The organism is Paenibacillus sp. FSL R5-0345, assembly GCF_000758585.1.
Classification (GTDB): Bacteria; Bacillota; Bacilli; order Paenibacillales; family Paenibacillaceae; genus Paenibacillus_AQ.
In genome coordinates, this window is the sequence record NZ_CP009281.1 from 2,895,669 (window position 1) to 2,910,904 (window position 15,236).

The window sequence follows — 15,236 nt, forward strand, 5'->3', positions numbered from 1 at the left end:
TTTTGATGTTAACACTCGCCAAATGTTCTCCAGCCGTATATCATTAATTATCGGCCTATTATTCACTAATAGGACAGTTAATCAAAAGGAAGTGTATTTTCTGATGTCAAGAAAGCTAAGAGCCGGCATAGTTGGCGGCACAGGAATGGTAGGTCAGCGTTTTATTGCCCTTCTAGAGAATCATCCTTGGTTTGAAGTAACTGCGATTGCTGCCAGTGCGAGATCTGCTGGGAAAACGTATGAAGAATCGGCCAAGGGCAGATGGAAGCTATCTACACCAATGCCTGAGAACGTGAAGAATATTATGGTCCAAGATGCTTCTAAGGTAGAAGAAGTAGCTGCGGACGTGGATTTGATCTTTTGCGCAGTAGACATGAAGAAAGAGGAGATTAAAGCGCTCGAGGAGGCTTATGCTCGTACGGGTACTCCAGTAATCTCTAATAACTCAGCGCATCGCTGGACACCTGACGTGCCTATGGTTATTCCTGAAATTAACCCGGAGCATCTTGAGGTTATAGCGCAGCAAAGAAAACGTTTGGGAACAGAGACCGGGTTCATTGCTGTTAAACCTAACTGCTCCATTCAAAGTTATGTGCCTGCACTACATGCACTTAAAGAATTCAACCCTTCTAAAGTTGTCGTTACAACCTACCAAGCGATTTCCGGTGCAGGTAAGACTTTTGCTGACTGGCCGGAAATGCTGGACAACGTGATTCCTTATATTGGTGGGGAGGAAGAGAAGAGCGAGCAGGAACCTTTACGGATCTGGGGAAGTGTTCAAGAGGAAGGCATCGTAAAAAGTGAAGCGCCAACCATTACTTCGCAGTGTATCCGTGTGCCTGTAGCCGATGGTCATATGGCTGCTGTATTTGTTTCTTTTGAGAAGAAACCATCTAAAGAAGAGATTCTGAACCTCTGGAATAGCTTCAAAGGACGCCCTCAAGAGCTTGAGCTGCCTAGCGCACCTAAACAGTTCATTACCTATTTCGAAGAGGAGAACCGTCCTCAGACCAAACTGGATCGTGATATCGAGAACGGAATGGGCGTATCAACAGGCAGACTTCGGGAAGATGCCATCTATGATTACAAGTTCGTAGGTCTCTCCCATAACACCTTGCGCGGAGCTGCTGGCGGGGCTGTATTGATCGCTGAGCTTCTGAAAGCAGAAGGTTATATTCAGCCTAAATAAGATATACAGGCTCTAAAACGGTTCTGAAATAGACACCTCATCAAAGCTTAGTCTTTGGTGGGGTGTTTTTTATTGAACGCATTTGGTGAAATAAGTTAGGAAGGAGCTGATATATTTGTATAAATATTTATTAGCTTTTATATTATTACCGTTAATACTATTCAATAGCGGATGCACATCATCAACTCAAGAAGTACAAGAGTATGGAGTGTCTTCCATTAATGAGGGGATTCCTATTCCGATAAATGCTAAAGAAATCGAAGTGACGACAACTTCCAATAACCCCAATATAAAAATAGGAGTAAAGTATGAATTGAAAAATATAGGGGGAGAACTAGGTATGTATCCACCTGAAAGCTATTTCAATAAATTAAGGGATTCAGGGTGGGTGGAGTTGAAGGATAAGCGTTTGGGGCATGTGCAATTTTTCGAAAAAGAGGATACCGTAATTGCCATTGAAATACACGAAGATACCTTTAGTATTTATGAAATGAATAAAGATGCTTAAACAGAAACAAGAAGAGTGTGGTAAGATAGGTTAAGTGTATAAACTATACGAATTCTGAATGACTGACGGAGTGATATGATGGGTGCAAAAAGTAAAGGTGGCGGCACGGGCAGAGGTACGGGGAGTAAGGGCTGGACACGCTGGAACAAAACAGCAAAACCAGTTAAACCTGCAAAAGGTGCCCCAACCACGGGTCCAGGCGCTAAAGATGCAAATGGAAGCAAGGGCAATAACGTGAAAAAAAGTGGAAGCACGAAATAGCTCCCTTAAACTAGGTTATTCCTGAAAGTTAACATCTGATTTTGATCGTTAAAATCAGGTGTTTTTTTATGGATATAAGCAAGTGTCAGTATCAGATGGAAAGTAGGATCATTAGTGAGAATTGATAAATATATAAGCGAAACAGGCTTCTGTTCCAGAAGGGAAATTAAACGATTAATTGCTGCAGGCCGGATCAGTGTGAATGGCGTCGTCTGTGAGGCAAATATTCTTATAGAGCCAGAAGACATCGTATGGATTGATGGAGAGCCCATAACAACCAGCAAAGGGGAGCCGGTATATCTCGCTCTGAACAAGCCGATCGGTATCACCTGTACAGCTGCCCCAAATGTAGAAGGGAATATTATAGATTTTGTAGGATATCCTTCAAGGATTTTTGCGATCGGGAGATTAGATAAAAACTCGGAAGGCCTCATTCTGTTAACCAACGATGGAGATATCGTAAACAAAATGATGCGTTCCGAGAATGGACACGAAAAAGAGTATGTAGTTCATGTTGACAAGCCGATAACGCCAGAATTCGTAAATGCAATGTCTAGTGGTGTGGACATTCTTGGCGTTACAACTAAACCTTGCGAGGTCTTTCGGATCGCGGAATGTCAGTTTAGAATTATCCTAACTCAAGGCCTTAATCTGCAAATACGCAGAATGTGCAAGGAGTTAGGATATAGAGTACTTAAACTAGAGCGAATAAGAATTATGAATATAACGATTGATGGTTTGGAGCGAGGACAGTGGCGTCCTTTGAGCGGAGAAGAGCTAAGTGAGCTTATGTCCCGCTTAAATTAACTTCGTGAACAAATCCTCTGGCTGCTAAGGCGATGTCTTCAGCGCCTGCAATCGCTGAGATCACGGAGATACCGTCCGCACCTGCAGCTAATACCGGAGCTGCATTGTGCTCCGTGATGCCTCCTATACCGACCAAAGGAATCGTAATGCCGCTGTTTCTTATTTCCTCAATAACTAATGTGCCTCGAACAGCTTGGGCATCGTCTTTGGAAGAGGTAGGATAAATAGGTCCAATGCCTAGATAATCGGCTCCATCTGCTATGGCCTGCTGCGCTTCGCTGAGCGAATGAGCGGACACACCAATGATCTTATCTTCTCCAAGCAGTTGCCTAATCGCTAGGGCAGGGGTGTCCTCTTGTCCTACATGAATGCCGTCCGCATCAAGGGCGATGGCTAGATCAATATCGTCATTAACGATAAAAGGAACTCCGTTAGTACGACATATTTTTTGGAGCCGTCTTCCTAAATTAAATTTAACTTGAGCAGTTAATGCCCCGGTACCTTTTTCACGAAATTGAAACATCGTTATGCCTCCAGCGACGGCTTCTTTTAGTACTTTGGCTGGGGCTATCTGACAATTCACGCTACCCATAATGAAATAGATTTTTAATAAATCCCGTAGTTGATCACTGTCTATTCGCTTCAAGGTTCATCCCTCGCAATCTATTCTGATAAGCAAAATGATTCGTCGGACCATGTCCAACCCCTATGCCCAGCTCGTCTTCAATCGCTGCTTGTATAAAAGCCTTTGCTATGTTTATAGCTTCAGGAACAGATTTACCCTTAGCAAGCTCGGCAGTAACTGCTGCTGAATAAGTACAGCCTGTACCATGTGTGTGCCTGGTCTGAATTCGTTCACTCTCCATAAAGATGAACTCGTGACCATCATATAGGAGATCTACAACAGCTTTAGTTGCGGTATCATGCCCACCTTTTAGCACTACATAACTAGAGCCCATGGCATGGATGATTGTGGCCGCTTCTTTACGATCGTCGATTGTAGTGATGCTCATGTTAGTAATCATTTCAGCCTCTGGAATATTAGGCGTCGTCACTAAGGCTAGCGGGAGAAGATGTTTGATTAAGGACTGGACAGCTTCTTGTTGTAATAGCGTAGAGCCGCCTTTAGCAACCATGACTGGATCAACTACAAGATTACGCCAGCCGTATTGCTGAACCTTCTCTGCTACGACTCGAATGATGTCACTGTTAAAAAGCATCCCTGTCTTCACAGCATCGGGCTTCAGATCAAGCCCAATGGAATCAAGCTGCTGAGTAATAGCTTGCAGTGATAACGGAAATACGCCTTGAACACCTAATGTGTTCTGGGCTGTCACAGCTGTTAGTGCGGACATACCGTATACAGCAAGTTCTTGAAAGGTTTTTAGATCTGCCTGAATCCCTGCTCCGCCGCCGCTATCCGAGCCGGCTATGGTTAAAGCTTTGGATATCATGATTACGTTCACTCCTTTGTATGTCGTTATCTGAGTTGCTTGATTATTGATTTATCTTTATACGTTTCAGGTGTGACCAAACTCAATTGATTGAGAAACTCCATTTGAAAGCTCCCCGGACCTTTGCCAGTAGTTAGTTCAGCGGAAATCTCAGCAGCTACTCCATAGAATGAGATGGCTTCCACTGAGGCTGCAAGAGATGCCCCTTCACTTACCGCTAGAAATGCCCCGACTACTGCACTGAGCAGACATCCGGTTCCCGTTACTTTCGTTAGAATAGGGTGACCGTTGCTAGTAATGTAGGTGTTAACTCCATTGGTGATAACATCGTCTTTTCCGGTGATGATCACTACACAACCTAACTTCCGCGCGGCAGTCTCAGCTAAGACGACTACATCGCCATCCCCTTCGCCTGCATCCACCCCTTTAATAGACCAGCTTTCACCAATAACATTGGCAACTTCAGCCACATTCCCACGTAGTGCGGTAATTTGCATCTCATTCACTAGCTTTTGAGTGACAGCTGTTCGATATGAAGTTGCTCCCGCACCTACTGGATCAAGAACTAAGGGAACCCCTTGCTTATTCGCAGATTGTCCTGCGAGCACCATGGATTGAATGGCATAGTCATTCAGTGTGCCGATATTTAGTACCACTGCAGCTGAAAATGCGGCGATATCCACCACTTCTTCGTGAGCATCCGCCATAAAGGGGGAGGCACCGAGCGCCAAAAGCCCGTTTGCTGAGAAGTTGGCTACGACGATATTGGTTATATTGTGGACCAGTGGATTGGATTCCCGTACTTTGGATAGATAACTCATGATATTTCCTCCTCAAGTTTAATGAGCAAATAGCTAATGGTTAAAGATTGATAAAAGCATCCTCTGCCTTGATGTCGTTAGACAGTAAATCATTGTCGGATAGCCACTGTCGTACCTTTTCCCAAGACGCTGGCTCTTGATAACCAAAATTTTGGTCACCTGCATTCATTAGAGGCAGAAGAATCTGCAAGCTCTTTTCTTCTATTTCCTTATCTAGTGGAGAGGTCGCATCTTCGTGTGCAAGCAGTAACTTTAACGCGTTTTCCGGATTTTCCTGGACAAATTGTTGTCCTTTTGTAATGGCGCTTAGAAACTTTTTGAAGTAGGACTCGGAATTTTGTACCCCTTGCTCACTGGCGACAAGGACTAGCTCGTAATAATCGGGTACTCCGAAGTCTGTGGGATTAAACGAGTGAACGGGATGCCCTTCTTTTTCGAGAATTAATTGTTCGTGGTTAATGAACCCGCCCATAATGGCATCTACCTGCCCGGTCGCAATTGCTGGAATAAGGTCGAAGCCTACATCAATTAGTTTACTGGCGTTGGGGTCACCCCCGTCGCTCTGGATCATTGTACGAATCATGGCTTCATAAAGTGGGATGGAAGAATACCCAATTTGTTTACCTGTAAGGTCTTTAGGACTTTGGATATCTCCGGAATGAGGCACCATTAAATGATTAAGCGGATGCCTTACAATCGCTGCAATCGAACGTACTGGAATCTTTTCACTACGTGCCATAAGCACCTGAGGCTGATAACTAAGTGCTAAATCAACTTGATTCGCTGCTACAAGCTTTAGTGCATCATTGGTGTCTGCCGGCATTTGGATCTCTACATCCAGACCTTCCTCTTGGAAATAACCATTTTGCTCAGCCGCATATAAAAATGAGTGAACGGCGTTGGGATACCAATCGAGCATGATTGTCAGCTTGTGCGTTTGTTTGTTTTCGCTATTTGAAGCATTACTTACTTTGGATGTATTTCCGCAGCTGCTTAAGATTAGGACAAAACAGATGAGATATAAGGGTAAAAGCCATTTTTTTTGAATGATTAAAGTATTCATCGATTAGATCCTCTTTTCTTTAAAAATAATGCTTCTAGCAGAGCTATCATCAGAAACAGCATTACACCGAGCGCGGACAACAGAAATACTGCGGCGAACATTTCGTCACTTTGCATATTCCCAGCCATTCTTCGGCTAAAGTAACCAAGCCCTTTGCTGCCGCCGAGCCATTCGCCGATGGTTGCTCCAATTACACAGTACACAATGGATAGCTTTAGTCCTGAGAAAAAAGAGGGCAGCGCCAGCGGGATTTGTGTTTTTGTAAGCAGTTGCCAGCGGTTTGCACTAAAGGTTAATAATAGATCCTTATATGCCTGACCACTTGTACGAAGCCCATCATATGTACTCACAACGACTGGAAAAAAAGCAGTTAGAAAAACTACAGCGACTTTGCTCCACAGCGTATATCCGAACCACATAATAAAAATGGGAGATAGCGCAATTAATGGGATCGTCTGACTGATAATAAGGAAAGGATAGATGGCCTTTTCAAGCGGTCGAAATAAGAACATTCCAGTACCCAGCAATGCACCACAGATAACCGAAAGTACAAAACCTACTAATATTTCCTGCAGCGTTGCCAATAAATGCTGTCCGAGTAATTGCCTATGCTCGATCAATGCGATACCTATTGCTGAAGGAGCAGGGAGGATAAAAGCTGGAATCCAGTAAAGACGAACAGCAGATTCCCAGATCGCAACAACGAACAACACTAGTAAAATGAAGGGGCCATAATTGTCTAGTTGTTTTTTAAAAGGTATGGGCTGCATACAGTCTCCGCTCCAACTCTTCCCGCAATGCTATAAAACGGGGTTCATAGTTCATTTTGTAATGTCTTGGCCTCGGCAAATCAACAACGATCTCCTGTAATTCGCTATGTGCGCCTCCAGACATTAAATAAATCCGATCGCTTAGTAATAGTGCTTCTTCGAGATCATGGGTGATGAGCATCACTGTTTGATTCAGTTCATCCCAAAGCTCTAACAACCAGCGGTGTATCTCACGTTTGGTCATAGCGTCGAGCGCTCCAAACGGTTCATCTAGCAGCATAAGACTTCCACCGCCGCCAGACACTAGCGTGCGAAGAAATGCGACCCGCTGTTTCATACCACCGGATAGCTCATGAGGGTATGCCTTCTCAACATCACCTAAACCGAAGCGTGACAGCAGGTCTCGAATGTGTGAAATTGTCTGTTGTTTAGTGGACCTTGGCTTAATTTCCCAGGGTAAAAGGCAGTTGTCGAGCACCGTTCTCCACGGTAATAGCAAATCCTGCTGCGGCATGTATGCGATCTGACCTAAGCGATTAGATGCCGCTGGCCGACCCGAATGAATCATTATTTTTCCATGAGTGGGTTCTAGCAAGCCTGCTATGGTTTTGAAAAGCGTACTTTTTCCGCATCCGCTAGCCCCGATAACAGCGACAAACTCACCTTGCTTAATATCCATGGTTAAGTTTGCAAATACAGGGAGCTGTTTAGACTCAGGAAAAGAGTAGGCTAAGTCTTGAATGGATAGGATTGTCGTGATGATAGAACCTCCTAAAAGTTTTGTATAGCATAGCTTCTTGAGGAACTTCGTACAAAACTTGCTTCGGAAGCATATGCCTAAGTTTTGTATAGCATAGCTACTTGAGGAACTTCGTACAAAACTTGCTTCGGAAGCATATGCCTAAGTTTTGTAATTGAAAGTAAACAAATAAAGACCCATTCATTTCCGGAGGGAAACAAATGGGTCAAAAAGTTCATTCTGCATAGGAACACTAAAAAATGCATGGGATGAAAATTCTGCTCCACTTCCCTCCGCTGGTATGATCCAGATCAGGTTCCAAGGGTCCGAAGCATAAAGCTCCGTCTCAGTCGGCCGACTCCCCTAGTGAAATAACAGGTCCATATTTAATTTGTTTATAAATATACCATAACTTTCTGAGATGTAAAGAGAGGATCTTATGAAGAATTATTATAAGAATGGGCAATATAAGGGTAAAGAGAGGGGATTCTATAATGAAAAAACTCAGTTTAACTATTCTATTGGTGTTAACCGTGGTGTTTGTAGCGGGGTGCGGCAATAATTCGAATACCGATAATACCGATACTTCCAACAACTCTTCAGCTGGAACGAATGGCGGAACTGCTGCAACTGCGAAAAATAGCTTGGAAGCTGTTAAAGCGAGCGGCAAATTACGGATAGGAACCGAAGGAACCTATGCACCCTTTACGTATCACGATGCATCGGGAAAACTGACTGGTTTTGACGTAGAAATTGCTGAGGAAGTAGCAAAGCGTCTCGGTGCTGACCCTGAATTTTCTGAGACACAGTGGGACGGTCTCTTTGCCGGATTGGACGCTAAGCGGTTTGATGTTATTTTTAACGAAGTATCCATTAATGAAGAGCGTAAAGCGAAATATGATTTCTCTGAGCCATACATCGTATCTAAAGCGGTATTGATTGTGAGTGAAAACAATGAGGATATTAAAGCATTTGCGGATCTTAAGGGTAAAAAATCAGGACAATCTCTGACCAGTAATCTATCCGAAATCGCTCGTGAGAACGGCGCTGAAATCGTTGCTGTAGACGGCTTCAATCAAGCGGTGGATTTACTGACCTCAGGCCGCATTGATGCAACGGTAAATGATGGATTGTCTTATCTGGACCTGAAAAAGCAGAAGCCTGATGTGAAAATTAAAGTGGTGGATGAGATTCCTAATGGTTCGGAAAGTGCCGCTGTATTCCTAAAAGGAAACGACGACTTGGTAAAAGCAGTTAGTGATGCAATTATTGAAATGAAGAGCGATGGAACTTATTTAAAGATTTCTGAGAAATACTTTGGTGCTGACGTTTCAAAATAATTCAAGGTTTCAGAAGCTAAACTAGCCTGGAGCTAAAAAGGATGTCTGAAAATGGATGACCGAAAAATACAAATTTTTTTAGATTCACTGCTACCCCTGCTAAAAGCGGGGGTGGCTTTTACCATTCCTTTAGCATTGATATCCTTTGTGCTGGGACTGATAATAGCGATTTTGACTGCACTGGCTCGTCTCTCCCCATGGGTACTACCGATGCTAATCGCTCGTTTTTATGTATGGGTCATTCGCGGAACTCCTTTGTTAGTACAATTATTTATTATTTTCTATGGTTTGCCTGCAGTTGGAATTGTACTAGACCCATTTATAGCCGCGACCATTGGGTTTACACTTAGTGTTGGGGCTTATTCATCTGAAATTGTACGTGCTGCTATCCTGTCGATACATAAAGGTCAGTGGGAAGCGGCCTTCTCCGTTGGGATGACTCGTGCGCAAGCGCTTCGACGCATTATTCTTCCACAAGCTGCCCGTGTCTCTGTACCGCCGTTATCGAATTCCTTTATTAGCTTGGTCAAAGACACTTCTCTGGCAGCGACTATTACTTATACGGAGATGTTCAGAACAGCACAGCAGGTTGCTTCCACCACCTATGAGCCACTGTTGATCTACTGCGAAGCAGGGTTGTTCTACTTACTATTTTGCTCAGTGTTGTCAGCACTTCAAAATTACTTGGAGAAACGACTGAGTCGTTTCTCTGCGAGCTAAAGGAGGGACTATGATGATTGAAATACTTAATTTGCATAAATCCTTCGGTGAGCTGCAGGTATTAAAGGGTCTTGATCTCAGGATGGAACTTGGTAAGGTTCTGGTCATTATAGGCCCATCTGGCTCTGGTAAAACAACGCTTTTACGCTGTTTTAATCTACTTGAAGTCCCTGATCAAGGAAGCTTATCACTCAGCGATATTAAAATTAATTTCTCGGAAAACAAGAAAATCCCGCAGAAGTCCATTTTGGCGTTACGTCAAAAAACAGGCATGGTCTTTCAATCCTATAATCTTTTTCCGCATATGACTGCACTCGGCAATGTGATGGAGGGACAAGTGACTGTCCAGAAACGATCCAAGGATGAAGCACGCGGACGTGCCCTTCAGTTGTTAGGTAAAGTAGGTTTGGCAGACAAAGCGGATGCTTATCCGCACCAACTGTCAGGTGGCCAGCAGCAACGGGTTGCCATCGCTCGTGCTATGGCAGTAGATCCAGAGGTGCTATTGTTCGATGAACCCACCTCGGCGCTCGATCCTGAGTTGGTGGGGGAAGTGCTTAAAGTTATTAAACAGTTGGCAGCAGAAGGAATGACAATGGTGATTGTGACTCATGAAATGAAATTTGCTGCCGATGTGGCTGACCGGATCATTCTGATGGATGGAGGCCATATTCTAGAGCAAGGGACTCCGCAAGAAGTTCTTGAGCACCCGAAACATCCCCGTGCGCTGCAATTTCTGAATAGAATTAGTGGTGAAGAAGGATAGAAGAAGATCAACACGCAAAAAAAAAGCAGTTCAGGTTTATACCTGGGCTGCTTTTTCGTATACATCATTCAGATCAGTGAAGTGCCGCGAATTGATTAGGATTTAATACCGGTCTTAAGAAATTCCAAAGCGTTATAGAGCATAATGGCAGCTTCGGCACGCGTAATTTCGCTCTTCGGATTAAACTTCCCGTTAGCGTCTAAGCTATTGATCTTGTATTTAAGCGATCGTTGAACACTGCCTTGATAGGAAGGGTTGAGCGCAGTATCGTCAGTGATATCTACTGGCACAATATTTATCATTGGCAGATTACCAATGCCTTCGACTCCTTGTACTAAGTAATTAGTGAACTCTTCTTTGGTCATTGTTTTGGTAGGGTCAATATCTTTGGGAAGCTCGACATGGTTGTAGTAAGCATTGATAAAAGCTTCAGCATACCATGCTTTATCTTTGACTTTAGTGAACAAGCCGCTGGCAATAGGAGCTTTGTTGAAATCGATGGCCGCGAGACTAAGCTGGAGACCCCCTGAGATGAATTGAATTCCTTGAGCTGTTGTTACTTTGGAGCTAGGCATGAATTGGGATTCACTAACCCCTTTAATTAAGCCTTGATTCTTTAAAGAAATGATCTTTTCTTTACCGTTTATGTTATCAATATCCTTAAAGGTATTTCCGGCTGCAAATATTTGGCCACCCAAAGAGAAGGAGAGAATGGTAACAGTTGTAATCGCGGCTAACGTTCTTTTTTTCATATTCATGGTCATTTCACCTCGTTGTATGGATAGGCCTCGTGGCCGCTATCAAATAATTAAACGCAGAAAAATATGGAAAGGTTGCGGTCAAACCTATATAATTTCACGAAAAAGTAGAATTTGGCAGAAAAATAGGCAGGAATGAATGAAAGAACTTTGGATAAGAGAGCTAGAATGTTATAATGATGTCAGGCTCTATTCATTCGTGATTATTTTTGATATGATTATATCGTAACGATTACTATTTACGTTTAATATTTTGATGCATAAATGGGTACGTCTCAGTGGATACGGATGTTAAATCATTCCGGGAAGGTAGGAGATCAAATGGATCAAATTTCAAATATCAGTCAGCTGTTTGCGGCGCAAAAGTATAAATTAACGCCCCAGCGTGAAGCTATAGTGAAAATATTGCTCGACAATGAGAAAGATCATCTTAGTGTAGAAGAAGTATATATGCTTGTTAAGAACAGCTATCCGCATTTAGGGCTGGCAACGGTATACCGTACACTCGAGCTCTTATGCGAGCTTCACATTGTTGAAAAGATGAATTTCGGAGATGGAGTTGCTCGATACGATCTGCGCGGGAACGATCATTCCCACATGCATCATCATTTGATATGCAGCGTGTGCGGCAGGTTGGAGGAAATTAAGGATGACTGGCTGGTGGAGCTGGAGAAAAGAGTGGAACGTGAATATGGCTTTAACGTCACGGATCACCGTCTTGATTTCAAAGGTACTTATGGCACATGTAAACGAACAGGCTGCAAAAAAGAAAAAGCAAACAAAGCGGTCTCTTAAGCCGCTATCTAACTAAAAGAAGAAGCTGTCTCAGAAGTAGTAAATACTGCTTAGGGGGCAGCTTCTTTTTCGGAAAGTGATATGAATGGAAATGGGGAAATCCTCCCTATAAATCGGCAAAATATCTATATGTCACAACAAATCAGTTGATTTATAGGGAGATATTCCTTAATTTGCACGCAAACAGCGCTTCTTAAAAAACGGAGAAGCGCTACGTTGCGTTTTAATCAGTTAAGGAGATCCTACTTATGGGAAAGGCTATGTCATTTTTATTAGCTTCGTGTGGGCACGAAGGATTTAATCCATGTTCCAAAGCTTCCAGGGTTACGGCTTTGCACGAGGATCACACCTTCTCCGCGGAATCGGCAGACAAGCGCTTCACCACTGGTTAAACTGTTTAACCAGCCAGAGGCTGCTTTTTCTACCTTGTAGTCCATATAATCTGGCCAAGCGACAAGATGCCCATTGTCGATAATCATCTCTTCACCAGGTGCTAAGTTAATGGCGTGGATGGCTCCGAAGGAGGACAGGAATACAGTTCCTCTACCACTGATTTCTACAATGAAAAAGCCTTCACCAGAGAAGAGACCGCGCGTTAAATTTTGCATTTTGGTATTGACTTGAATGCCTTCCGTTCCGGCTAAGAAACCATCCTTTTGAACTAACAACTTATATGAACCATCTAATTCGATAGCTTGGATATCACCCAATGATCCAGGAGACAGTAGTACCTCACTTTGACCACGGATAGCTCTGAGCTCCTGGAAGAAGAATTTTTCTCCGCTGAGCATTCTTCCCAGACCTCGCATAACTCCGCCATCAGCGGTTCCTTTTAATTCGACGTTGGGAGACATTGCAACCATAGCGCCCATTTCAGCTTTAACGCTTTCGCCTGGATCTAGATATACCTTCAGCATTGCAAATGCACCTTCGTACAAAACATCATATCTCATCACTAAAACCTCCGAATCTATTTAAATAAGTTAGAACACTAGCAGTGATCTCATTGTAACGGAATTCCGGCTGCGCTCATAGTCTGAATTATGTTAAAATATAGTTGTCTTACAGTTCACTAATGAATAGGAGAGTGGTGCCATATGGCACGAACCAAAACACAAAAAGCCTTGTTAAAGGCAGAGCGCTCAGGCACCTGGTGCGCAGCTCAAAGTCGAAGATCCAATGGGGATTATGGCGCCATTTCACAGCATGTACGATTAACGCCGAGCAAGCAACAGCAACTGAATAAGAATAAACACAAGGAGCGGATCTTCCAAGATGATGCTCCTTTTCATTTGGCAATTTGATAAGGTGATGTAACTAAGAATATACTGATAGAAGACATAGATGGATAGGAGATATGTAACTAATGAAACAAAACAAATATGACGATACGAATTTCTTCTCAGCGTATAAGCAAATGCCACGTTCCATTGGGGGACTTGAAGCCGCAGGAGAATGGCATGTACTAAAGTCACTCCTCCCAGATTTACATAATAAAAGTGTTCTTGATTTAGGCTGCGGATTTGGCTGGCACTGTTTGTATGCACGTGAGCAGCAGGCAAGTTCAGTCATTGGCGTAGATATCTCTGAAAAAATGCTTCAAGAAGCGCGTGAAAAAACAAACGACCCAGCAATCTCTTATATCCAGATGCCGATTGAGGATATTGATTTTGCGAGCGAACAATTTGATGTGGTCATTAGTTCACTGGCCTTTCATTATATCGAGTCCTTTGAAGCTATTTGCCGAAAGGTACATACTTACCTAAAGCCAGGCGGCAGTTTTATATTTTCAGTGGAACATCCCATCTTTACTTCTCGAAATGAACAAGACTGGTATGTGGATGACCAAGGAAAACGTCTACATTGGCCTGTCGATCATTATCAGACTGAGGGATTGCGTGAGACCACTTTCTTAACAGAAAATGTGATTAAGTATCACCGCACCATCTCAACCTATTTCAATGACTTGATTGAAGCCGGGTTTGCTATCAAAGCAGTTAGAGAGCCTAAGCCTTCAGAAGAAATGAAAAACGATCCGTGGATGAAGGACGAGGATCGAAGACCAATGTTCCTAATTATTTCAGCTGAAAAACAATAATCTCACCAACCAGAGTTTTGTATGAGTATTGAAGCAAGGGCTATGCCTGAAGTAGTTTATCTACTAAAGGGACAGCCCTGTTTTCATTTATGCGGCGTATCTTTAATCATACTTGTGCTCTGCTGTGTACACGGTACTGTCTAGGAGACATGCCGAATCGACTTCGGAATACGCGGTGAAAATAAGTGTAATTTGCAAAACCACAGGTTTCTGCTACTTGCTCCAGCGGCATTGGACTGAAGGTTATTCGTTCTCTTGCCATCTCTAACCGGACATCATTTACATATTTAATAATGCTGGTACCGAAGGCTTCCTTAAACAAATGAACGGCACGGGAGACAGATATATCTACATGCGCTGCAACATCCTCTAAGAGAAAAGGCAAGGTTGCATGTTCCTCTACATATTGCTTCATGCGGTAAGCTAGGTAACCTTTTGGTGAAATGGCTGGCTGATCTGTAATGAGGCGGTCGATTTCCATACATAGGATTTGTAAATAACAGGCAGATATCGCTGGTGAGAAATCCGAAAGACGTCTATGCTCAAGAATCAGCTGGCGAAACAAGCCGAGAAAATTCTCACTTAAAGGCACACTTAAGAGTGAGGGTCTCTGAGCACGTTCCCACCATTCAGCAATCCATGTTCCTTCACAAAAAATATGATAATCTCCGCTTTCAATCCGCGGCTTACCTACAGGATACTCTTCCTTATCAATGATTAAATAATAAGGATCATTAGGAGCGAAGAGCATGATATCGCCGCTCTCCACTGGAGTCATCACACCGTCGATCATTGCTCTGCTTCGACCCTCTGTTTGCAGACGAATTAAATAGTTCTGATTTCCATGACTGTGAGACATATGAAAAGGTTTGCGGTGAAAAGAAAATCCGGCGGATAATACGTGACAGGTAGTTGATTGAGTCATGGTTCCTCCTTGATGTTCAGAAATGATAATCAGATTGTTCATGTTTTAATCATATTATTCATTTTATTATATACGCTTTCATATTACTATGTACCTAAGCAATAAAGAAAGAAATCGACCATCTACGCTATACGGAGTCGATATTAGCTATGCAAACAAGAATGGCAGTTAAAGGAAACTAATGGGAATCAGATTAGTCAATTCTGCAACAGCATTATTGTT

At 43.1% G+C, this 15,236-nt stretch carries 19 protein-coding genes and 1 riboswitch; of the genes, 10 read left to right on the plus strand and 9 right to left on the minus strand.

Annotation, left to right across the window (positions count from 1 at the left end; genetic code table 11):
- Positions 1–103: 103 nt before the first annotated feature.
- The 4 genes from asd to R50345_RS12565 all read left to right on the plus strand — a co-directional run bounded on the left by asd (position 104) and on the right by R50345_RS12565 (position 2,765).
- The gene (gene asd, locus R50345_RS12550; RefSeq protein ID WP_042126997.1) at positions 104–1,189 is read left to right on the plus strand and encodes an aspartate-semialdehyde dehydrogenase; all 1,086 of its coding nucleotides are present in this window, start codon (positions 104–106) and stop codon (positions 1,187–1,189) included.
- Positions 1,190–1,304: 115 nt separating this feature from the next.
- Positions 1,305–1,697, plus strand: coding sequence for a hypothetical protein (locus tag R50345_RS12555; RefSeq protein WP_042126999.1), 393 nt, complete (start codon positions 1,305–1,307; stop codon positions 1,695–1,697).
- 78 nt (positions 1,698–1,775) lie between these two features.
- Entirely contained in the window at positions 1,776–1,958 is a 183-nt protein-coding gene (locus tag R50345_RS12560) for a DUF3934 family protein (protein WP_042127002.1), read from the plus strand.
- Between the two features lie 114 nt (positions 1,959–2,072).
- The gene (locus R50345_RS12565) at positions 2,073–2,765 is read left to right on the plus strand and encodes a pseudouridine synthase (RefSeq protein WP_042127004.1); all 693 of its coding nucleotides are present in this window, start codon (positions 2,073–2,075) and stop codon (positions 2,763–2,765) included.
- On the opposite strand, the gene thiE is transcribed toward R50345_RS12565, so the two are convergent.
- The 6 genes from thiE to R50345_RS12595 are packed head-to-tail and all read right to left on the minus strand — an operon-like array spanning position 2,746 to position 7,552.
- A complete protein-coding gene (gene thiE / locus R50345_RS12570) occupies positions 2,746–3,402 on the minus strand; it encodes a thiamine phosphate synthase (RefSeq protein WP_156114924.1) in 657 nt (218 codons plus the stop codon). The genes R50345_RS12565 and thiE overlap by 20 nt on opposite strands.
- Entirely contained in the window at positions 3,392–4,219 is an 828-nt protein-coding gene (gene thiD / locus R50345_RS12575) for a bifunctional hydroxymethylpyrimidine kinase/phosphomethylpyrimidine kinase (RefSeq protein ID WP_042127006.1), read from the minus strand. Before thiD ends, thiE begins: the two co-directional genes overlap by 11 nt.
- A 26-nt stretch (positions 4,220–4,245) precedes the next feature.
- Positions 4,246–5,040 carry a hydroxyethylthiazole kinase gene (thiM, locus tag R50345_RS12580; RefSeq protein WP_042127008.1) on the minus strand — a complete coding sequence of 265 codons (795 nt, stop codon included), beginning with the start codon at positions 5,038–5,040 and terminating at the stop codon, positions 4,246–4,248.
- A 40-nt stretch (positions 5,041–5,080) separates the two neighbouring features.
- The gene (locus tag R50345_RS12585; protein ID WP_156114787.1) at positions 5,081–6,103 is read right to left on the minus strand and encodes an ABC transporter substrate-binding protein; all 1,023 of its coding nucleotides are present in this window, start codon (positions 6,101–6,103) and stop codon (positions 5,081–5,083) included.
- Positions 6,100–6,873 carry an ABC transporter permease gene (locus R50345_RS12590; RefSeq protein WP_042127010.1) on the minus strand — a complete coding sequence of 258 codons (774 nt, stop codon included), beginning with the start codon at positions 6,871–6,873 and terminating at the stop codon, positions 6,100–6,102. The genes R50345_RS12585 and R50345_RS12590 overlap by 4 nt, the downstream gene beginning before the upstream one ends.
- On the minus strand, positions 6,854–7,552 hold the full coding sequence (locus R50345_RS12595) for an ABC transporter ATP-binding protein (protein WP_197069778.1): 699 nt from the start codon (positions 7,550–7,552) through the stop codon (positions 6,854–6,856). The genes R50345_RS12590 and R50345_RS12595 overlap by 20 nt, the downstream gene beginning before the upstream one ends.
- Positions 7,553–7,883: 331 nt before the next feature.
- Positions 7,884–7,987: riboswitch (TPP riboswitch) on the minus strand.
- A gap of 119 nt (positions 7,988–8,106) precedes the next feature.
- Here R50345_RS12595 and R50345_RS12600 point away from each other — a divergent pair.
- The 3 genes from R50345_RS12600 to R50345_RS12610 are packed head-to-tail and all read left to right on the plus strand — an operon-like array spanning position 8,107 to position 10,438.
- Positions 8,107–8,952, plus strand: a complete 846-nt coding sequence (locus tag R50345_RS12600; protein WP_042127014.1) for an amino acid ABC transporter substrate-binding protein — start codon at positions 8,107–8,109, stop codon at positions 8,950–8,952.
- Between the two features lie 51 nt (positions 8,953–9,003).
- Positions 9,004–9,672, plus strand: coding sequence for an amino acid ABC transporter permease (locus R50345_RS12605; protein WP_042127015.1), 669 nt, complete (start codon positions 9,004–9,006; stop codon positions 9,670–9,672).
- Positions 9,673–9,685: 13 nt separating this feature from the next.
- Entirely contained in the window at positions 9,686–10,438 is a 753-nt protein-coding gene (locus R50345_RS12610; protein WP_042127017.1) for an amino acid ABC transporter ATP-binding protein, read from the plus strand.
- Positions 10,439–10,533: 95 nt separating this feature from the next.
- Here the strand turns inward: R50345_RS12610 and R50345_RS12615 are convergent, their stop codons facing one another.
- Positions 10,534–11,196, minus strand: a complete 663-nt coding sequence (locus tag R50345_RS12615; RefSeq protein WP_042127019.1) for an S-layer homology domain-containing protein — start codon at positions 11,194–11,196, stop codon at positions 10,534–10,536.
- A 321-nt stretch (positions 11,197–11,517) separates the two neighbouring features.
- Here R50345_RS12615 and R50345_RS12620 point away from each other — a divergent pair, with 321 nt between their 5' ends.
- Positions 11,518–11,991, plus strand: coding sequence for a Fur family transcriptional regulator (locus tag R50345_RS12620; protein ID WP_042127021.1), 474 nt, complete (start codon positions 11,518–11,520; stop codon positions 11,989–11,991).
- Positions 11,992–12,263: 272 nt separating this feature from the next.
- Here the strand turns inward: R50345_RS12620 and R50345_RS12625 are convergent, their stop codons facing one another.
- On the minus strand, positions 12,264–12,944 hold the full coding sequence (locus tag R50345_RS12625; protein WP_042127023.1) for a TIGR00266 family protein: 681 nt from the start codon (positions 12,942–12,944) through the stop codon (positions 12,264–12,266).
- Positions 12,945–13,088: 144 nt separating this feature from the next.
- Here R50345_RS12625 and R50345_RS12630 point away from each other — a divergent pair, with 144 nt between their 5' ends.
- On the plus strand, positions 13,089–13,295 hold the full coding sequence (locus R50345_RS12630; RefSeq protein ID WP_042127025.1) for a hypothetical protein: 207 nt from the start codon (positions 13,089–13,091) through the stop codon (positions 13,293–13,295).
- Between the two features lie 62 nt (positions 13,296–13,357).
- On the plus strand, positions 13,358–14,089 hold the full coding sequence (locus R50345_RS12635) for a class I SAM-dependent methyltransferase (protein WP_042127026.1): 732 nt from the start codon (positions 13,358–13,360) through the stop codon (positions 14,087–14,089).
- Positions 14,090–14,195: 106 nt separating this feature from the next.
- On the opposite strand, the gene R50345_RS12640 is transcribed toward R50345_RS12635, so the two are convergent.
- A complete protein-coding gene (locus R50345_RS12640) occupies positions 14,196–15,014 on the minus strand; it encodes an AraC family transcriptional regulator (protein ID WP_042127028.1) in 819 nt (272 codons plus the stop codon).
- Positions 15,015–15,236 lie beyond the last annotated feature (222 nt).